The 19960-nt window shown below is 48.9% G+C and carries 16 protein-coding genes; 12 read left to right on the top strand and 4 right to left on the bottom strand.

Features of this window, described 5'->3' with window-relative positions:
* Positions 1-153: 153 nt before the first annotated feature.
* The 3 genes from AB4111_RS15360 to AB4111_RS15350 form a co-directional block, all read right to left on the bottom strand.
* A complete protein-coding gene (locus tag AB4111_RS15360; protein ID WP_442032258.1) occupies positions 154-495 on the bottom strand; it encodes a YolD-like family protein in 342 nt (113 codons plus the stop codon).
* The gene (locus AB4111_RS15355) at positions 492-1736 is read right to left on the bottom strand and encodes a DNA polymerase IV (protein WP_442032257.1); all 1245 of its coding nucleotides are present in this window, start codon (positions 1734-1736) and stop codon (positions 492-494) included. Before AB4111_RS15355 ends, AB4111_RS15360 begins: the two co-directional genes overlap by 4 nt.
* 474 nt (positions 1737-2210) lie before the next feature.
* Positions 2211-2417: a hypothetical protein gene (locus tag AB4111_RS15350; protein WP_442032256.1), complete on the bottom strand. Its 207-nt coding sequence runs from the start codon at positions 2415-2417 to the stop codon at positions 2211-2213.
* 171 nt (positions 2418-2588) lie between these two features.
* On the opposite strand from AB4111_RS15350, the gene AB4111_RS15345 reads away from it, so the two are divergent.
* The 6 genes from AB4111_RS15345 (at position 2589) to AB4111_RS15320 (ending at position 10725) form a co-directional block, all read left to right on the top strand.
* The gene (locus tag AB4111_RS15345) at positions 2589-4814 is read left to right on the top strand and encodes a hypothetical protein (RefSeq protein ID WP_442032255.1); all 2226 of its coding nucleotides are present in this window, start codon (positions 2589-2591) and stop codon (positions 4812-4814) included.
* A 26-nt stretch (positions 4815-4840) separates the two neighbouring features.
* Positions 4841-6049 carry a HEAT repeat domain-containing protein gene (locus tag AB4111_RS15340; protein WP_442032254.1) on the top strand — a complete coding sequence of 403 codons (1209 nt, stop codon included), beginning with the start codon at positions 4841-4843 and terminating at the stop codon, positions 6047-6049.
* A 22-nt stretch (positions 6050-6071) separates the two neighbouring features.
* Positions 6072-7472, top strand: a complete 1401-nt coding sequence (locus AB4111_RS15335) for a glycosyltransferase family 2 protein (RefSeq protein WP_442032253.1) — start codon at positions 6072-6074, stop codon at positions 7470-7472.
* 69 nt (positions 7473-7541) lie between these two features.
* Positions 7542-8345 (top strand): response regulator transcription factor, encoded by an 804-nt coding sequence (locus AB4111_RS15330; RefSeq protein ID WP_442032252.1) that lies wholly within the window; start codon positions 7542-7544, stop codon positions 8343-8345.
* An 80-nt stretch (positions 8346-8425) separates the two neighbouring features.
* On the top strand, positions 8426-9793 hold the full coding sequence (locus AB4111_RS15325; RefSeq protein ID WP_253439004.1) for a nucleotide sugar dehydrogenase: 1368 nt from the start codon (positions 8426-8428) through the stop codon (positions 9791-9793).
* An 8-nt stretch (positions 9794-9801) separates the two neighbouring features.
* A complete protein-coding gene (locus tag AB4111_RS15320; RefSeq protein WP_442032251.1) occupies positions 9802-10725 on the top strand; it encodes a hypothetical protein in 924 nt (307 codons plus the stop codon).
* Between the two features lie 254 nt (positions 10726-10979).
* On the opposite strand, the gene AB4111_RS15315 is transcribed toward AB4111_RS15320, so the two are convergent.
* Complete coding sequence (locus AB4111_RS15315) at positions 10980-11858, bottom strand: AraC family transcriptional regulator (protein WP_442032250.1); 879 nt, start codon at positions 11856-11858, stop codon at positions 10980-10982.
* 598 nt (positions 11859-12456) lie between these two features.
* Here AB4111_RS15315 and AB4111_RS15310 point away from each other — a divergent pair.
* From AB4111_RS15310 to AB4111_RS15285, 6 genes are all read left to right on the top strand, one after another.
* Positions 12457-13641: an LLM class flavin-dependent oxidoreductase gene (locus AB4111_RS15310; RefSeq protein ID WP_442032773.1), complete on the top strand. Its 1185-nt coding sequence runs from the start codon at positions 12457-12459 to the stop codon at positions 13639-13641.
* A gap of 211 nt (positions 13642-13852) precedes the next feature.
* A complete protein-coding gene (locus AB4111_RS15305) occupies positions 13853-15127 on the top strand; it encodes an ABC transporter substrate-binding protein (protein WP_442032249.1) in 1275 nt (424 codons plus the stop codon).
* 3 nt (positions 15128-15130) lie between these two features.
* A complete protein-coding gene (locus tag AB4111_RS15300; RefSeq protein ID WP_442032248.1) occupies positions 15131-16003 on the top strand; it encodes a carbohydrate ABC transporter permease in 873 nt (290 codons plus the stop codon).
* A gap of 143 nt (positions 16004-16146) precedes the next feature.
* Positions 16147-16962, top strand: coding sequence for a carbohydrate ABC transporter permease (locus tag AB4111_RS15295; RefSeq protein ID WP_442032247.1), 816 nt, complete (start codon positions 16147-16149; stop codon positions 16960-16962).
* Positions 16963-17075: 113 nt separating this feature from the next.
* The gene (locus AB4111_RS15290; RefSeq protein ID WP_442032246.1) at positions 17076-18293 is read left to right on the top strand and encodes an MFS transporter; all 1218 of its coding nucleotides are present in this window, start codon (positions 17076-17078) and stop codon (positions 18291-18293) included.
* Positions 18294-19017: 724 nt separating this feature from the next.
* Positions 19018-19644, top strand: coding sequence for a cell wall hydrolase (locus AB4111_RS15285; protein ID WP_442032772.1), 627 nt, complete (start codon positions 19018-19020; stop codon positions 19642-19644).
* Positions 19645-19960: the final 316 nt, after the last annotated feature.

Here is a 19960-nt window from a genome sequence, read left to right as displayed (position 1 = left end):
GAACGAAGTGAATGGCCCGGGTATGTTTCGTCGGCTGCTTTTGGTATTCACCAGGATGTGTAGGAAGGCAGTCCTGCATGGTAACGACCATGCTGCATCTATCATGGAACATCCACAACATCGAGGTGGGTATATTCGCCTTCAGTGATTAATTCAGTCATTGGCTAGCGCCACATCTGTAATGAGGTTCATCTGAATATCCCGGGAACCGTCTTTCATCCGTAGTCTGAGGGTACGGGCAGGACGGTCCAGCCGAAGCACTTGACCGGTGTAACGGATATCGTCATGTTCGTGAAACAACGTAATAGTGACCTTATCTCCAAGCATCATCGAGTTGCTGAGTAACCGGGACATTTCTTCCGCCGCCTGGGCATCCAGAGATGGGCGGATACGAGGAGCAAGTTGTTCCTGATGAAGAATATAGGCTTCCCGGTGTTCGGGGAGCATCATGCGTGAGGACTCAAAGATACCGTTTTGCTGCAATTTTTTACTCATTTATAATGACCTCCAATTTTATGAGAACGTTCATGGGCTTGCGCGGACGAGCAGAGGGAGGATGCCCGCATAATGGCAGTATCTCCGTATCTGCGCTTAATATCATCCGTGGCACGTTCCAGTTCTCTTTTGCGTTCGCGGTCATCAAACCAGGACAGCTGAACTTCGGAATCGGGTACAAGTCCGGTCAGTGACACGCTGATGCGGCGGATGGGTAATCCGTCCCAATGGCGCAGGAACAGGGCTGCTGCCGCATCGTATACTTCATCCGTAATGTTGGTGGGTTCATTCACCTTTATCTGGCGGGAGAAACCGGTTGGCCGATCATAATCCTGTCCGCGACATGCAACCGAGACCACATGGCCCATAAGTGATTTGTCCCGGGAACGTCGACTGACGAGTTCCGCCAGTTCAAGCAGTACCACTTTGATATCTTCCCACGAGTCATAGTCCCGGGGCAGCGTCATCTGATGTCCGATTCCCTGCTGCTGATGAGCATATGTCCCGGGTTTGACCGGGGAATCATCCATACCGCGGGCGATACGCCATAGTACCTCACCATTCACACCCCAACGTTCTCTTAGTCGGGACAGTGGGGTCTGGGCCAGATCACCGATCGTATGCACCCCCATCTTGTAGAGATGCTGCGCCATGCGGGAACCGACCATGAACATATCTCGTACAGGCTTCTTCCAGATCGTTGAAGACAGATCTTTGCGAGGCAGCGTGCAGATGCCTCCTGGGACTTTTTTGGCATACAGGTCACAGGCCATCTTGCTAACGACCTTGGTATCACTGATGCCGATCCGAATGTACACACCCGTCTCCTCCATCACCCTGGATTGTATGCTGCGCGCAATCGTCTCGGGACTGCCGAACAGATCCAGGCTTCCGGTGACATCGAGAAACTGTTCGTCAATACTATACGGTTCCACCAAATCGGTGAAAGACTGAAGGATGCGCGTAATGTGTAGGGATACCCGAATGTACTCGGCCATCCGCGGGCGAACAACAACAACATCTGGACATTTGGCGAGCGCTTCGCCCAGTCGTTCTGCTGTTGTAATTCCATAGGACTTGGCGAGTGGACAGGCCGCAAGAATAATACCCGAACGGCGCGCCGGATCTCCCGCGACAACGAGGGGGCGGTCCTTGTATTCGGGATGTGCAGACTTCTCCACACTGGCGTAGAATGACTGGCAGTCAGCCAGCATGATGACACGTCTGTCTTGGCGGGACATAAGACTTCTCTCCTTATCCGTGATGCGGTACTCTGTTCAACATTGATTATCTTCATTTGAATATCGCTTTTTAACAGTTTATTTACAGTATGGAACAGGTGTTCTTGTTTTATAAGCATATCTGACAATCTAAAATGCGGCAACCGGAATTATTTTGCATATTGGACACAATTGCCCTAAGGCCATATTAGAGTCAGAAATTAGGAAATAAGATGTGCTTTTTTACATTTAATGTGAGAGATCCGTGACTTGAGGGTGATGACCGGGCGTTCATTTCGCTTTTTGTAAAAGGGTTATAAATGGGTACAGTCCTATAGAGGGGGACTGATGTCCTTTTTTGATTTTCTGCACTTTTCAGAAAACCTTGATGTGACGCGGAATATCGCTGATGCGTTATCAGACTATAGTATCAATTTTGTAATCTTTATGGTTAATACTGTAAAAATGGCCGCAACTTTAAAATATAACTCGCGTTTAATGGGGTATGCGTTCTAACGGCAAACGTTGCCTGTACCCGCGTTGCACATAACAATAAAGGTTCCAGAATTGCAAGATCAGCAGGTCTTCAATCCATGCGATTCCAGCAGATATTAGTGTTCGGGAATCAGATGTACCCTGAAGGCTTTCGGGTGCCCGTTGATGGCACTTTTTACGAATCATGGGCAGAATGTTCCATTTCATGTTTGCTTCCATCAGCCTAGTTACAAATGCAGAGTCTTAGCGCTATAGTGAGAACTACACCGCTGACATCTCTACCAAGCGGACATCCGAAGCGGAATGATTCGTAAACTTCATGTTGGACCATTCGATGTTGAAGCAGGATGATATTAGAGAGGTGAGCAATCTAACGACATGAGCAGACAAAGACGAAGACGCTGGTTATTAACGGTGTTGACAGGCGCAGTGGTGGTGAGCGGCGGGATATTTGCCGGATGGCATTATATGCAACCCAAGCTCGTTACGTACACAGCGGAGAACGGCACGGAGATGAAATTCAAAACTGATGGAGACCGGTTCATGGAATACGGGCCAGATGGAACGTGGAGGGAGATGTTCGTCAAAGGTGTCAATCTGGGCGCAACATCACCGGGACATTACCCGGGAGAATTTCCGCTGACCAAAGAGGATTATTTGCGGTGGTTCCAACAGATCGAGGATCTGGGAGCCAATGTTATTCGGGTATACACGGTTCACGAACCGATTTTCTACTCCGCATTGGTCGAATATAACCGCGGACGGGAGCAACCGTTATATTTTATACAAGGCATATGGTCACCTGAGGAAGAGCTGATTGAGAAGCAGGATGCCTACACCGCCCATATTGAGCAGACGTTCAAGCAGGAGATTGAAAAGGCAGTATCTGCTGTCTATGGCGATGCGGACATTCCGGCCAAGCAGGGAGAGTCCAGCGGCAAATACAAGACGAATGCAGGAAAATATCTGATGGCCTGGCATGTGGGTACGGAATGGGACCCGGCTATGGTTGACAACACAAACGAGAAACATGCGGACGTGCCGCAGTACAAGGGAGTTCATTTCTCGGCTACGCCAGAAGCGTCACCGTTCGAGAACTGGCTCGCAGAATTGCTGGATCATACGGCGGTCCTGGAGAAGAAGTATGGATGGGAGCATCCGATGACCTTCACCAACTGGGTAACGACCGATGTGTTGGATCATCCCGGCGAGCCGCTGTATGAAGAGGATCTCGTCAGTGTGGATGCCCGTCATATTCAGCCGGAGGGGTGGCAGGGAGGTTATTTTGCAGCCTACCATGTGTACCCGTATTACCCAGATCTGTTCCATATTGATAAAACGCTCCAAACAATCAAGGATGAGAACGGCGAGTACAACACGTACAAAAGTTATCTGCGCAAACTAAAAGCCGAGTTTTCCGATATGCCTGTAATGGTTACAGAGTATGGCGTACCTTCTTCTCTTGGTATTTCCCATCTGGGTATGGGAGGCCGGAATCAGGGTGGACATAACGAAGTAGAGCAGGGAGATATTGACGCGTCATTGACGCAGGATATCTATGATGAGGGATACTCGGGAGCCATTTTGTTCATGTGGCAGGATGAGTGGTTCAAAAAAACATGGAACACAATGCCACTGGAAATCCCGGCTGATCGCCGTGCATATTGGCTGAACGTGCTGACAAACGAGAAGATGTTTGGTCTGCTTGCCATGGACCCGGGTAAACAGGAACAGTTGACCATCGACGGATCACTGGATGACTGGGATGATCTGAAGGATGAAGAAGTCACGACCTGGCAGGGCCAGGTAGACGGCATTCAGGAAATGAAGATGACCCATGATGAAGCTTATCTGTATATTGGGTTGACCTTGAATCAACCTTTTGACCCGGATCAGACGGTGCTACGAATTGGGACTGATACACTTGCTGGAGGCAGTCAGCCTGACAAGTTACTCCCGGGCCGGACGCTCAGTGATGGTCTTGAGACGGTGATTACACTGGGGCAGGATGAAGAATCTCAGGTGGAGATTGCCCAGGATTATGACTTTAATCAGCGTCTGTACGGCAAGGAAGGATACGACATGCTGCCAGGTCAGCAGGCAGACTCCTCAGATCCGTTCCATCCATGGAATCTGGCAGTCAGCCTGAGGATGACACCGCCGGATACCCGATCTGCTCATCCATTCATGAATGAAAAGGTCGGAACATTGAAACGGGGAACGACGGCTCCCGGTCAGTCCGACACGGATTCATTAACGGCATGGCAGTATAACGGCAATCAGGTGGAGATGCGGATTCCCTGGATGCTACTGGGGTTCGGTGATCCGAGTTCGCTACAAGCGATCGACTATGGACCGCTCAAGAATGGACGTGAGTTCTCCACAGTTGCTGTGGAAGGTGTCACTCTCATTCCATGGTTAACGGACCGCGCCACGAAGAAAGTATCTTGGCCTGGGGGTGAACAGACAACCCTGGATCTGAAGACTTTGCCGGTATATAGCTGGCAGCCTTGGGAGCAGGTGCAGTATAGTGAACGGCTGAAGCTTAGCTACGAAAAAATGAAGAAGAGCTACGAGAAAATTCCTAGTTTTCAGATCGAATAAATGAGTATAAAGGAGGGCCTTTTCACATGTTTCCAAGTTTGGCTTTGGCCTATCTGTTTTTGTACATCTGTATCGCACTCGTTGTTGTAGGCGTCATCCTATTGTTTGCCATGAAAATGTCCCACAATGGCAAACGACGCAAGACGGCGTTCTATGAATTAAAACAGCGCGACTACTTCACTTATCTGCAAACGGCCTTAACCGAGAATAGTCCGCTCAGATTGCCACCAGGCAAGCTGGCTCCGCTGGAACGCAGAGTCATTCAGGACAGGCTGATTGAATGGATCGACCAGTTCAAAGGTGAGTATCGTGACAAATTAATCGCACTATGCCGTGAAGCAGGATTTGTAGAGCATGATCTGAAGGAATTAGGCCGACTGCGTTACGGTCGCCAGATTGATGCGGCTTATCGCTTGGGTGGCATGCGTTGTCCAGAAGCCGTTCCCGGCTTGATGGAATTGCTGAAGGATGAGAAGCCGGGGCCGATGGCTATTATGATTGGTCGTTCCATCGCAAGATGTACAATCCGGCAAGGGGAACTAAAAGACATGCTGGCGTTGCTGTTGAACAAAGGCAAGTCAATTCATCATCTTGCAGCAGATATCCTGCTTGAAACAAGTCTGGATACCAGCAGAATTCTAATCGAATTGCTGGAAGATCGGAATCCGGATTTTGTCAAAGTCGGACTCGTTGCGATGTGGGGACAGGCTGTGCCTGAAGTAATGCCTGCACTGGACAGACTCGTAGGAGCCGAACATCAGGATGTACGTGCCGAGGCGGTGAAGCTGTATCTCAGCGCAAGTCCGGCACTGCGGGATGAGACGATTTTGAAGCTGATTCAGGACACTGACCCGGAAGTTCGTACCGAAGTGGTGCAAGCGCTTGGTTCGAAGCATGCATCGGGTAGCATTCCATTGCTGCGCAAAGCGTTGCGGGATGAGGACTGGAGAGTTCGTTATAACAGTGCGGAGAGTCTGAGCAAGCTTGGCGAACCGGGATTTGAAGCGTTGTGTCAGGCTGCGGTACAAGGTACAGGTGCTGAACGCGAGATTGCGATGCAGCAGATCGAGAGTACCATGCAGCATACAAGAACTGATGACAGAGCTGTAGAGCAGATGATTGCTCATAACAAGAAAAGACTGCTGTACGATCGTTATTTTGGCCCTATACGAGAGAACAGAACCAGTAAGAAACGCACAGGTGTCGCTACGGTAGGAGGGGATTACACTGCTTAGGGATCTATTATTAATCTACGGCATGGTCGCAATCTACTATGTTGTTTTCGTCAATACGCTCTATTTTTCCATCCTGGCCTTATCGTTCCGTAACATCTGGACGATCTTCCGCCGGTCGCATTATTCCAAATACAATACCTTGTCAGGATCGGAACTGGTGCCTTCGGTTTCTCTGCTGGTACCGGCATACAACGAGGAACTGACGATTATTGAAAATGTGAACTGTCTGATGACGCTGAATTATCCAACGTATGAAGTCATTGTTGTGAATGATGGCTCCAGTGATGCCACACTGAAGATTTTATTGGATGAATATCGTCTGAAGCCGGTACCCAATACGAAGATTCGGGGCAAGATCGCCTGTCAGAAAATTCGCGGGATTTACCATAATCCGGAGTTCCCCGATCTGTATGTCATTGACAAGGAAAATGGCGGAAAGGCCGATTCCCTCAATGCCGGGATCAACTTGTCCCATTATCCGCTGATCTCTTCCATTGATGCCGATTCATTGCTGGAGAAGGATGCCCTGATCCGTATGGCACGCATGTATATGGAAAATCCAGAAGAGACAGTAGCCATCGGGGGAGATGTACGGATCGCCAATGGATGCAAAATCGAAAACGGGGCAGTGCAAGATGTATCGCTGCCGCGCAAGATCTGGCCCATGTTCCAGTCGATTGAATATCTCAAAGCCTTCCTGGGCGGACGGATTGGCTGGAGTCACATGAACGGTCTGATCATTGTCTCCGGTGCATTCGGTATGTTCCGTAAGGACGCTGTTATCGCCGTAGGTGGATATCGGGATGGTTATCCCGGGGAAGACATGAACATCATCATCAAGCTCCACCGGTATATGCTGGAAAACAAATTGAAGTACCGCGTTGCCTTCTGCCCTGAGGCGGTGTGCTGGACACAGGCACCGGATTCCTACCGGATCCTGTCCAGTCAGCGCAAGCGCTGGGGCCGCGGGAATCTGAAGAACATGCTGGAGAATCGAGGCATGCTGTTCAATCCCAAATATAAGGTTATGGGTATGGTGACCATGCCATATAACGTCCTTTTTGAAGCGCTCAACCCGTATTTCCGGATTACCGGACTTCTGGCTCTCGCTGGATATGTCCTTCTGGATATGACGCAATGGCCAATTCTGGTTCTGTTCGGACTATTGAACTTCGTGAGTGGTTATCTGTTGAGTGTAGGCGCACTTGTCCTGGAGGAGATTGCTTTCAAGCGTTACAACAAACTCTCCGATCTGGTCAAAATGCTGGTCTACTCTGCGCTCAAATTCGTGGGTTATCATCAGCTGGGCGTACTGTGGAGATTGCAGGGACATGTGCAGTTCATGCAAAACAACAACTCATGGGGTACCATGACACGCCAAAGCTGGTCCGAGGATGAGAAGAAACCAAGCGAAGCCGCTTAAGTACAGAGATCATGGCAATACAGTAACAGCAACCTGTATAGATAACCGAGGAGAAGGGTGGAAAAGAACATGCCAAATACGGCGACATTGCAGCGTGAGGCTGCCGTTAATGTGTACCGAAGTGTAGAACAGGGATTAAAGGAAACGGGTGCCGAAACATGCGGCTTAATGTTCATCCATTGTGCAGGAAACTCTCAACCTGAGCAGCAGGTCAGGACACATCTGGAGCAGACGAGCGGGACTGCCTTCCAGGTGTGGAAGGATGGGGCCACCCAGGCGATTGCCGTCCTGCTGCCAGGGTTGTCACTGGATGAGGTTCATTATGAAGGACTTCGGATCAAGCATGAGCTGCAAGAGACCGTCCCTGGTGCCGATCCACAGATCACACTGGCCAGTTTCGCAGAGGGAGAGCGGCCTTCGAAAGCAACCATTCAGCATATGGCTGAATCCTCGAAGCTCGTAGATTCGTCGGAGATTCATATCTACACGCTGGACAATACAGCGGACGAGCCGGAACGCATTCTGATTGTAGACAACGATCCTACGGTACGCGAATTCCTGCAGTTACGGTTGAAGATGCAGGGATACGAAACCTATGAGGCTGTTGATGGACTGGCTGCACTGGACTTGATCGAGAAAGTGACACCGGACTTGGTACTCACCGAGCTGAATCTGTATGGCATCGACGGTCTGCCGTTCATTCATCATATTCAGAAGCTGGAGATGGAGCAGCCACCCAAAATTGTCGTGTTGACCGAGCAACGTGTCGAGCAAACGATCAGTCAATGCTTCCGCAGCGGGGTCGATGATTACATGACCAAACCGTTCTCGCCTGTAGAGCTGGATGCCCGAATCAGACGCTGCCTGCATTAGAAGATAAAAAAGACCAACAGACAACCATCTATTTACATGGATTTGAAGAACCATCAAATACACTACCCGGAGGGAATATCATGGAGAATCAACAATTCCACACATTACTGAATGCGATTGAAAATAAAGAAGCTGTACTCGGCGTTGTCGGGCTCGGTTACGTAGGACTTCCACTTGCCGTGGAAATGGTCAATCAAGGTTTCACGGTAATCGGAATTGATCTGGATGCGTCCAAAGTAGAGAGTATCTATCAAGGGGATTCCTATATTCACGATATTTCGTCCGATGAGTTGAAAAAAGTAATGCAAAGCGGTCGGTTCCAACCAACGACAGATTACAGCATGCTGCGCGTCATTGACGCACTCAGCATCTGTGTACCGACGCCGCTCAGTGAGAATCAGGACCCGGATACGTCTTACATCGAGACGGTTGTGGATCAGATCAAACTGCATATGAAACCAGGTATGCTGATTACACTGGAGAGCACCACTTATCCAGGTACAACCGAAGAATTGATCCAGCAGCAGCTGGACAAGATCGGACAAGAAGCAGGTAAAGACTATTTCCTCTGCTTCTCGCCTGAACGTGTGGACCCGTCCAACGGACGTTTTACAACATTTAATACACCGAAAGTGATCGGGGGCACAACTGAAGCTTGCCTGAAACTTGGAACAGCGCTATATAGCAAATATGTAGAAACCGTAGTACCGGTATCTTCGCCAAAAGTGGCTGAAATGTCCAAACTGCTGGAGAACACATTCCGCAGTGTAAACATTGCCTTTGTGAATGAAATGGCGATGATGTGCGACCGTATGGGCATCGATATCTGGGAAGTAATTGATGCGGCAGCAACGAAACCCTTTGGTTTCATGCCATTCTATCCAGGCCCAGGCATCGGTGGACACTGCATCCCGCTTGATCCGATGTACCTGTCGTGGAAAGCCAAAGGTTTCCGTTTCTATAGCAAATTCATTGAACTGGCGCAATCGACCAATGACAACATGCCATATTACGTGTTGAACAAAACATCAACGATTCTGAACGAATACGCGAAATCTGTACGTAAATCGAATATCTTGCTGCTCGGTATGTCATACAAACCGAATATTGCCGATCTGCGTGAATCACCAGGACTGGAAGTATATGAACTGTTCAAGGAAAGTGGAGCCAACGTAAGTTACTACGATCCACATGCCGATTCTTTCCAGGACAAGCATGGGGAGACGGTACACAGCGAAGCATTCAATCTGGAACAGTTCAAGAAGTACGATTGCATCGTGTTGATCACCAACCACAGCGATTTGCCTTACTTTGATATTGCCGAGATGGGTGTGCCGATTCTGGATACACGTAATGCATTCCGTTCGTACACACATCCGCACATCTACAAAATTGGTCACTCGGTTCAGCATCCTGTGTTTGAACCAAGTGAAGCGTTGCTCGTCTGAGGAAATATATGAGGCAACGGGGCAAGCTGGTAGGGATGGCGAAATGGGCCATTTTGGCTGTGGTATTGTGCCTGCTGCTTCTGTCTTGGATGTTTAAGTGGTTCTCCACCGAGGAACACAAAGCGACCTGGCTGTGGGACGCGTCCATTATTGCAGAACAGACACCTGAGATTATTGCTTTCTCGAAAGAACAGGGCGTGGATACCATCTTCCTGCAAATCCAGGATGAGGTGCCTGATGCAACATACCGCAAATTCATTGCTGCTGCCCGGCAGGCTGAGATTGAAGTGCATGGACTTAACGGCCATGCAGACTGGGCCTATGAGGAGAAGCGGGATGAAGGACTTGCTTTTATCGAGCGAGTGAGAGCCTACAATGCAGCTTCTGCCAAGAATGAACGTTTCGAAGGCATTCAACTGGATGTGGAGCCGTATCAGCTGAAACGCTGGGAGGACGAAGAAAGCAGTGTCATTGCGGAGTGGAGCGACAACATGAAGGCTTGGACGAAAGCGGGAGAGGCCGCCGGATTGTACATGAGCGCTGCCATTCCGTTCTGGCTGGATGCCCGTCAGTCGGCTGAAGGTGAGGGTACATTCAGCCGCTGGGTCATCTCTCACTTCGATGCAGTGGCGATTATGGCTTATCGGGATAGCGGGCAGCAGATGTATGATCTGTCCAAGGAAGAACTGGACGAAGCGGATGATCTCGGCAAGAAAGTCTGGATTGGCGCAGAACTCGCGGATACACACGAAGGGGATCACCTGACCTTTTTCCGTAAACCCGTTAGCAACATGAATGAAGAAATGGCCAAGGTGTTCGATCTAGGCTCTTCCCATTCCTCTTTTGCAGGTGTGGCTGTGCATCATTATGAAGCATGGTATGCGAAGGAGAACGGTATTCCGCTTGCACGTAAGGATGAGAAAAAGGAATAGCGTTAAGTAAACGTTAGAAGTTCCTGGTTTCTGATGCGTGCCTCAAGACTATAGTATAGAAAGAAGGCAAGTCCCGGGTAGATGGGGCTTGCCTTTTTTGGTGGTGGATTAAGCAATGGATTTTGCAGCACTACGATATACAGGAGTGAAACTCAATATCCACTGTAATTTGATAAAGGGCACAATGTACACAACCGCATACAAGCGTGGTACACGAGGCTGAATTATAGGCTGGGGAGCGAAAGGTCGCTCCCTCACTCTTTCGTGCTCTCCGCTGTGCGATAACGATTGGGTGGCAAACCGACCTGCTTTTTGAACGCTTTGGAGAAGGAGAACAAGTCGGGATAACCCACGGAATGAGCCACTTCCGTTAAACTTAGCGGCGTCTGCACGAGCAGACGTTTGGCTTGATTCATTTTCAATTGCTGAATATATTGCACGGGGGACAGACCATAGGCTTTGCGGAACTGTTTGGCAAAATGAGTCCGATCCACACCCGCATGAGCAGACACACCTTCCACGGAAATGCCGCCTGCAAAATGAATGTCCATGTACTCCTTGCCTTTCTGAAGCCAAGACGTGGCAGAATCTGGTTGCAACCCTTTGGTTGCAGGGGAACGGGCTATCCGGTCAAAGAGGCTTAGAAACCGGGTGAGTCGTCCCAGATCGCTCGCTCCATCCTGCGGTTTGCGAACATCCTCCATGAACGAGCGCATGGCGCTTGCAGTCTCCGGCGTCAGTACACCTGAACGATACGGTGAGTCCGGAGTAAGTCCAATACGAGACAACAGTTCGGCTGCGTATGCACCATCAAAGGCGATAAAATTTTTTTGCAACGTGTCCTCCGGGTCCGTCCAGTACTCATGCGTTACATGTGGAAACAGGCAGAACGCATCCCTGGCTCGAAGGGTATGACGCTGTCCGTTCTGGATGAATGTACCTTCTCCCTCCAGCACAAATAACAAATAGTGATAAGGTGTGGTGCGAGGGCCAATATGATAGTTGGTCTTGGCTATATTACGGCCAATGCGAATCGGCCAGGCTCCCCCGGCTTTCTCAAATTCAGATGGAGTGAAGAATATAATATCCAAAAATTCGTGGTGGTCCTCCTTCATGCGTTCAATCTCGGTCATCAGGAACACCTCTTTAATGTATAAGTATCGTAGATACGATCTAAAAGTTTCGCTTGTAGATGTTGTTCAAAAGTGGAAAATCATATTTTTTGTACTCGTATTTAAACCTATTATACAGGTGGGTTTTATACATATTCAAGATCAGCAAGACCTAAATCTCTGAAAAGACCACAAAATGACAAAATAAACTTACCGCGAAATGACATTGCTCACAGACAAATCAATTGATATGATGTCCATACCTATTAAACCAAGTTAATTAATCGGTATTTGGAGCTTTCATACGAATAAAATGATTAGAAATTAGGCGCACTTTAAAAATAAGTTTCAAGAGATGCCAACGTAGTGGAGGGGACGAAATCGATTCTGAAGAAGCGAAGCGGTCGCCTGAAAGCTTTCTGAAAGAAAGCTACATCGGAAGCATAAGCTACCCTTGAAATTTTACCTTTAAAAAGGAGAATCAAAAAAAATTCAAGGATAACAGTGATCGGAAGAACGATTCGTACCCGGAACGTCAAGGAGGCGTAACGGTAACTCTTTAACATGAGACTTTATTTATTCATAGAAGGGATTGAACCTTGTGAGCGAACAGGAAGATATGAAGTTTGGATGGTTTTTGCCTACAGCAGGGGATGGTAAGTATGTGGGGGTTGCCCCGGAGCGGGAGCCGAGTCTGGATTATCTGATCGATGTAGCACAGACGGCGGAGAAGGCAGGATTCGAATTCGTACTGATTCCGACAGGGGGAGCCTGTCTGGACGCATGGGTGGTTGGCTCGGCAGTAATGAGTCACACGAAGACATTGCGTCCCCTTGTTGCCATTCGCCCGGGTTTGGTTACACCGGTACTCGCTGCACGCATGGGAGCGGCATTGGATCAGCTATCTGGTGGTCGCGCCATGATCAATGTGGTGACAGGCAGTTCTGTTCGCGATCTGGAGGAACTTGGCGATCCACTGGCACATGCGCATGATGAGCGGTATGTGCGGGCGAGCGAGTATATGGAAGTGATGAAGCGTTCATGGACGCAATCGACGGGACTGAATCTGACGGAGTTTGCTGGAACTGGGTCCAACTCTGGCACAAACGCACCCAGCGATCCCAATCCTGAATTCAACGGCCAGTATTACAACTTCAAAGGACCGGTAGGCATGCCGGAGACGGTCCAAAATCCGCATCCACCATTCTATCTGGGAGGAAGTTCACCGATTGCCAAGAAGGTGGCCGTTGAGCATGCAGATACGTTCCTCATGTGGGGCGAGCCTCATGACTGGATTCAGGAGCAGATCGAAGAGATTGAGGTCATTCGTCAGCAGGTAAAACAGGAAACGGGACAAGATCGTCAGCTCCGTTACGGCATGCGTGCTCAGGTACTCATTCGGGATACCGAAGAAGAAGCATGGGCAGCAGCGTGGGAGATTATTAGCAAAGTACCACCAGAAGCGATCGAGAAAGCCAAAGCCGCTTTTGCCGAGACGGATGCAACCAACCAACGCAGACAGAACGAGTTACGGGAACTGTCCGAGAAGCAGCAGTTTGTCGTAGGTCCCAACTTGTGGACAGGTTTGTCCGTTGTGCGTTCCGGCGGTGCAATCCTTATTGTGGGTACAGCCGAACAGGTCGCAGAACGTTTGATGGAATATGGAGATCTCGGCGTTACGACGTTCATTCTATCCGGCTACCCACATCTGGAAGAGGCTGAAATCTTCGGACGGACCGTGATGCCGATCATTCGCGAGAAATGGAAAACAAGACAGAAGCAGCATTCAATTACTACTAACTAAATAAGTTAACCTTTTTTACACGATAACGAAGCGTTCAAAACAAATCTGGAAAAGCGAAGCGATCGCCTTTATCCCCGGATTTTAACCATTGAAGAAATAATTCAAAGAAATTCGGGGATAACAGCGATTGGAAGATTGTTCTGAACGCGTAGTGATCCAGTGTAAAATCATTCGTTCAACTTATACAACATCTTTCAGGAGGTCGTCTTTCATGAAAAAAAATAAAAAATTAATCCTGCCGCTCGTCAGTATGCTGGTGATGTCCATCCTGTTGTCAGCTTGCGGCGGTGGGGATAACGCGTCCTCTGGAGATAACGGTTCCTCAGGTTCAGGCAAGGTTACGATCAGCTTCATGCACTGGCGCGGAGAGGATTCCGAAGCACTCAACAAGACCATTGACGCATTTGAAAAAGAAAATCCAAACATCAACGTGGAGATGCAGACGCTGCCCTCCGATCAATATCAGTCCACTGTACAATCCAAAATCAGTGACGGTTCGGTAGGGGATGTATTTGCTTCCTTCCCGGGTGCACAATTCGAAGCCTTCACCAAGGCGGGATTGTTCACGGACCTGAGCGGATCATCGTTCCTGTCGGCTTACAATCCGAAGCTGATTGAAGCAGGACAGCACGATGGCAAGCAATATGCGATCCCGTATCAACTCGTATATAACGATCCCATCTATAATGTGAAACTGTTTGAAAAATACGGACTGACGCCCCCAACCGATTGGGAAGGCTTCCTGGCCCTTTGCCAGAAGCTGAAAGACAATGGCATCATTCCGATTGCCTTTGCCGGAGCGGACATTGGCCCAGGGCAATTCATGAATACAATGGTGATGAACAACGCACCAAGTGACGACATTTTTACCAAAGTAGAAGTGGGCGAAGCCAAACTCACAGATGAGTTCTGGGTGAAAACATTGACTCAAATTAAGGAACTGAACGATAAAGGTTACTTCCAACAAGATGCACTGGGTACGAAGGACCCTGCGGCTGGCGCACTGTTTATTCAAGAAAAAGCAGCGATGCTGGCAAGTGGATCATATCAATTGGCTCAGAATAAGCAGCAGAATCCAAATTTGGAGCAAAAACTGCTTGCGCCAATTACGGTAAGTGCAGATCAAGCGAAGTATGAAGGGGTGCATACGACCACATTCATGCTCGCAGTGAACAGCAAATCGAAACATCCGGAAGAAGCGAAGAAGTTCATCGAATTCCTGAGTAATCCGGAAGTAGCAAGCGACTACGCCAACCAGACGGGACAGAATGTAACGGTGAATGATGTGAAGTACGATACGCCTGAACTTCAGGTAGCCGGAGAATGGGCGAGCAAAAAGACCGTGTTCCAGCCACGGTTCACCATCCTGAACGGAGACAATCAAAAAGCAGTAACCAACTCCATTCAGGCCGTGCTGAGCGGTACTTCTCCAGAAGAAGCAGCACAGCAGGCACAATCGATCATTGATCAGCATATCGGGAAATAAACGATGAAAAACCGTCTTCAGCTATCCCTGTTTCTGATCCCCGGGTTGCTGCTGTACGTTGGATTGTTCGTATTTCCTACATTGACGGGGCTGTTCTACTCCTTTACGGATTGGGACGGGGTATCCCCGTCGTATGCATTTGTAGGGCTGGATAATTACAAGGACAGTCTCAGCAGCATCGTATTTCGCAAAGCCTTTGGCAATAACGTGGAGTTCATGTTAACGGTTGTTATTGCACAAACCTTTATTTCACTTGTCCTGGCCTTGCTCCTGGTACGTAATACCAAGACACGCATTGTGCTTCGGGCATTGTATTTCCTGCCTGCGATTCTGTCCTCCGTATCGGTCGGGCTGATCTGGGCATTTATGTATGATCCATCCATTGGATTGATCAACTATGGATTGAATGAGGCGGGAATGAGCAGCATGGCCCGCAACTGGATTGGTGATCCGAAGATCGCCATCTATTCCATCGCTGCGGTCCAAGTCTGGGCCCATGCCGGCCAGATGATGATTGTATTCATCGCAGGTCTGCAAGGCATTCCGGCAGAACTGTATGAAGCGGCTCGCATGGACGGCGGGAGCAAATGGCAGGTATTCCGTACCGTGACCTGGCCGCTCCTGGCACCTTCGGCAACGATTGTTGTGGCCTATACGACGATTCAATCGTTCAAGGCTTTTGACCTCATTTTCACCATGACGGACGGAGGCCCGAATTACGCAACTGAAATTTTGACCACATATATTTATCATACCGCCTTTGGCAGTTATTCATTTGGTCTGGCTTCTGCCGGTTCGATGATCTTCCTGGTGTTGCTCGCGCTCTTGACGCTGTTGCAGTTCAAGGCACTGCGTGCCGACCGGGTAAGCTATTGAAGATTGGACGCGTGTTCGTGAGTATGCGAGCCGTGACTGGATGAGATGTAGAAGTATTTGTCGTTTCCGTTCCATCCGAACGGCGAACCTGAACGGCACCGAAGTTGACCTAATAGACTTAAAAAAGAAGGGAGGGAGTTTATATGGTTTTAAAATGGTTCAATCGACTGATCCTGTTGGTGTACGCGCTGCTGATTCTTGTTCCGCTGTATTTTGTATTTGTATCTTCGTTCAAAACAAGCAGCAACTTCTTCACCAGTCCATTCAGCTGGCCTGACCCGTTCACGTGGGATAACGTCATTGGTATGTTCCGCAATCAGCCGATGTGGCAATACTTCGGAAACAGTATGGTCGTAACGCTGGGAACGGTTGCGATTGAGCTGCTGCTGAGCAGTATGATTGCTTACGCCATTGTCCGCTGGGGCGGCAGCGTAGGCAAAATCGTATTTGCGCTGTTCGTGGCAGGCCTAATTGTTCCTTCTCAGGTGAGCATGCTGCCAATCTATTCCCTCACGCGTACACTCGGGTGGTCAGACAATCTGACGGGCCTGATTGTCGTATCCGCCGCGATGCTCATGCCTGTCTCTGTATTTATGCTGACAGGCTTCATGCGCATGCTCAATTCGGAGATTCTGGAAGCGGGCAGTATGGATGGAGCAAGCGAATGGAGGCTCTACACCCGGATTGCACTGCCACTTGCTGCACCTTCGCTGGCGGCAACAGCGACGTTCCTGCTCGTCATGGTATGGAATGACTTGCTTATTCCGATGCTCATGCTTAGCAGTAAGTCCAAGCTGACTTTACCACTAGCACTGATGCAATTCCGTGGGGAGTATGTAACCAACTATCCGATGATGCTCACGGGTGTACTTGTCACTGCTATTCCGATGATTGTGCTGTTCCTGTTACTCCAGCGTTACTTCGTTGCAGGTCTGACAGCGGGTTCACTTAAGGGGTGAGGTATCGTAGAAATCGGAAGGAAAAGCTTATTTTGCATTGATTTCTGGAGCATTCTGCATAATAATGATTTAGTGTCAGAGTGACTACATAGAGATCAAGGGAGCTATAAGTGATGAGCAAACTGGAAGTATTGCGGAATCCCAAGCAGCGCAAGCTGCTGTTCAGTGCCGGCATGAGCTGGCTGTTTGATGCGATGGAAGTGGGTATGATCTCCTTTATTGTGGCTGCACTCGCCAAGGAATGGAGTCTCAGTCCGGGACAAGTCGGCGTGCTTACGAGTATTAACTCGATCGGTATGGCATTAGGTGCTTTGCTTGCAGGTGCACTTGCAGACCGTTTTGGACGGAAGGCCATTCTGATGTGGACCTTATTAATCTTTACGATTGCAAGCGGTCTATCTGCATTGGCGACTGGATTTGCTGTATTGTGTGCACTACGTCTGGTTGCGGGTATTGGACTTGGCGGAGAGTTGCCTGTGGCATCCACACTGGTATCGGAGTCGATGCCTACAGCGGAACGTGGACGTGCCGTTGTATTATTGGAAAGTTTCTGGGCAGGGGGCTGGATTGTATCGGCGCTCATTGCCAACTTTGTCATTCCGGAGTACGGATGGAGAATTGCTTTTGCCATTGGTGCACTTCCGGCGTTCTATGCATTATATCTGCGTCGTGCCATTCAGGACCCGCCGCGGTATAAGAATCACGCCAAACTTCGTAAAATCACGTTCCGCGAGAAAGTGGCTACCGTCTGGTCAGCACCACATCGCCGTACAACGTTGATGCTCTGGATTTTGTGGTTTACCGTCATTTTCTCTTATTATGGAATGTTCCTATGGCTGCCTTCGGTTGTAATGGCCAAAGGATTTACGTTGATCAAAAGCTTCCAATACGTGCTGATCATGACGATCGCACAATTGCCAGGTTACTTCACCGCAGCGTACTTCATCGAACGTTACGGTCGCAAGTTCGTACTAGTGGTGTATCTTACGTTGACTGCATGCAGTGCGATTGCGTTCGGACTGGCAACCACGGAAGCAACGATTCTGGCTGCGGGGATCTGCCTCTCGTTCTTCAACCTGGGTGCCTGGGGTGGTCTGTACGCTTACAGCCCGGAATTGTATCCGACTTCCGTTCGTTCGACAGGTGTTGGCCTTGCCACATCGGTAGGCCGGATCGGTGGTGTACTTGCTCCACTGATGGTCGGTATGCTGGTTCAACGCGAAGTGGCAATCAGCCTGATTTTCACCATTTTCTTCGTGACAATCCTCATTGGCGCAGCGGCTGTGCTGTTCTGGGGCCGGGAAACGAAGGGACAAGAACTCGCCGAGTAATTGTCATTATATTCAAGCGCAACTTTTGTACGGGTCTGCCTGCCTACGGAAACGGGGGCTGGACAAGCGGTACAAGGTTGATACAAGAAGAGGTGTGACCCTGATACGACCATGGGCTCATACCTTTTTTTGTTATGTCCAAGACTCATTTTTACATGCTCCATCGGTCCGATAGACGGCACTTTTTCTATATCCTATAATGACACTCGGGATGTAGAGCCGGGAGGATTCAGGGGAAAGAAGTAGGATCTGAATTCAGAAAATGGAGGGTAACGAAAAGATGCAGACCAAGCGTGAAATGGATCAAATGCGTGAATTCAATGAGAACAATACGATGGGTGAAGCGACTCGAGCGAATAGCATAAATGGAAGCCACAACAACGTGATTGACATGGTGCGAGAATATGGGAATAACAACATACATGTAACGTACAGCGATAATAACATTAAACAACTGAGTGAGATGAACGGAATGTATGATGTGTATGTTGTGGATGAAAGTAAACCTACGAAAGAGATGGAGGTCACCAATATTATGAATAACATGACGATTACGAAAAATATGGAGTACACGGGCAGTGAGGATGTACGGATTAGAGCTGGTAGTACAAATGTGGGATCTGATGTGCAGTTGAGTACTGACATCATAGAGCCTATCACCGTTAGCCGAAAAGTAACCCATCGGAGAGGGAGAAAGGCAGGCAAAAGAGCAGGACGAGTAGGTATGCTTCTCGGTACTTGTGCGATGGCTGTCGGGTTAACCGTAGCAGCGCCTTCTGCGGGAGCACAGAAGCTGGAACAAGGCGTTCGCAGTGAACATGTGCTGCAATTGCAGGAGCAATTAAGTGACCTGGGGTATTTTGACGCGGGAATGACCGGTTATTACGGTTCGATTACCAAAAGCGCTGTCCGCGAGTTCCAGCAGGCGCAAGGACTCAGCGCGGATGGTGTTGCAGGTCCGGCAACGCTGAACAGGCTGAATAAAAAGGCCAAAGCCGAAGGCGAGACGCTGCGCCAGTTGGCGAAGCTGATCCATGGCGAAGCACGCGGAGAATCTTTTGAAGGGCAGGTCGCTGTAGGAGCGGTTGTCATGAATCGTGTGCATTCGGATTTATTCCCGTCATCGATCTCGAAGGTCATTTTCCAGAAAGGTCAGTTCACGGCTATAGACGATGGGCAATTTAATACAAAACCGACAGCGACCTCTTATAAGGCAGCACGCAAAGCATTAAATGGCGTGGATCCTACGAATGGAGCGCTGTATTATTACAATCCGAAGATTGCGACTTCGCTGTGGAGCAAGAGCAGGCCGACGCTGCTTACCATTGGGCAGCATGATTTTACGAGATGAGATAGGTTGAGATAGGTAGTGTAATATTTGGAATGATAATGATGAACCTCGGCTGTACGCTGCTGAATGCAGACGTGTACCGGGGTTTGTTTTATATTTTGGTTGTGTAGGCGAAGAATAAGGGGGGGCTTCCGTTAACTTCAATTGAAATAGCATCTCAACACCATCTAGTATATCATTTTATTTAGTTTTAGAATAAATACATATTGCATTTTAGTTGTTATTCAAGAATAAAAGAAGAATAGTCCATGAAAATTGAGTTTATTTCTATAATCCTATAATAAAGGAAATGGAGATGATTAGTAGTTAAGCTATT

Origin of the sequence: Paenibacillus sp. 2KB_22, assembly GCF_052115745.1 — a bacterium.
In the GTDB taxonomy this organism is placed as follows: domain Bacteria; phylum Bacillota; class Bacilli; order Paenibacillales; family Paenibacillaceae; genus Paenibacillus.
Note: the sequence above shows the minus strand (reverse complement) of the source record. Positions and strands in the feature narration are given on the sequence as shown.

Bases quoted from the DNA above. Each gene is read 5' to 3' on its own strand.
- AB4111_RS15285 (WP_442032772.1), top strand. From the start codon at position 19,018: ATGCTTCTCGGTACTTGTGCGATGGCTGTCGGGTTAACCGTAGCAGCG.
- AB4111_RS15340 (WP_442032254.1), top strand. From the start codon at position 4,841: ATGTTTCCAAGTTTGGCTTTGGCCTATCTGTTTTTGTACATCTGTATC.
- AB4111_RS15355 (WP_442032257.1), bottom strand. From the start codon at position 1,736: ATGTCCCGCCAAGACAGACGTGTCATCATGCTGGCTGACTGCCAGTCA.
- AB4111_RS15345 (WP_442032255.1), top strand. From the start codon at position 2,589: ATGAGCAGACAAAGACGAAGACGCTGGTTATTAACGGTGTTGACAGGC.
- AB4111_RS15360 (WP_442032258.1), bottom strand. From the start codon at position 495: ATGAGTAAAAAATTGCAGCAAAACGGTATCTTTGAGTCCTCACGCATG.
- AB4111_RS15300 (WP_442032248.1), top strand. From the start codon at position 15,131: ATGAAAAACCGTCTTCAGCTATCCCTGTTTCTGATCCCCGGGTTGCTG.
- AB4111_RS15315 (WP_442032250.1), bottom strand. From the start codon at position 11,858: ATGACCGAGATTGAACGCATGAAGGAGGACCACCACGAATTTTTGGAT.
- AB4111_RS15350 (WP_442032256.1), bottom strand. From the start codon at position 2,417: ATGAAATGGAACATTCTGCCCATGATTCGTAAAAAGTGCCATCAACGG.
- AB4111_RS15290 (WP_442032246.1), top strand. From the start codon at position 17,076: ATGAGCAAACTGGAAGTATTGCGGAATCCCAAGCAGCGCAAGCTGCTG.
- AB4111_RS15335 (WP_442032253.1), top strand. From the start codon at position 6,072: ATGGTCGCAATCTACTATGTTGTTTTCGTCAATACGCTCTATTTTTCC.
- AB4111_RS15310 (WP_442032773.1), top strand. From the start codon at position 12,457: ATGAAGTTTGGATGGTTTTTGCCTACAGCAGGGGATGGTAAGTATGTG.
- AB4111_RS15295 (WP_442032247.1), top strand. From the start codon at position 16,147: ATGGTTTTAAAATGGTTCAATCGACTGATCCTGTTGGTGTACGCGCTG.
- AB4111_RS15320 (WP_442032251.1), top strand. From the start codon at position 9,802: ATGAGGCAACGGGGCAAGCTGGTAGGGATGGCGAAATGGGCCATTTTG.
- AB4111_RS15325 (WP_253439004.1), top strand. From the start codon at position 8,426: ATGGAGAATCAACAATTCCACACATTACTGAATGCGATTGAAAATAAA.
- AB4111_RS15330 (WP_442032252.1), top strand. From the start codon at position 7,542: ATGCCAAATACGGCGACATTGCAGCGTGAGGCTGCCGTTAATGTGTAC.
- AB4111_RS15305 (WP_442032249.1), top strand. From the start codon at position 13,853: ATGAAAAAAAATAAAAAATTAATCCTGCCGCTCGTCAGTATGCTGGTG.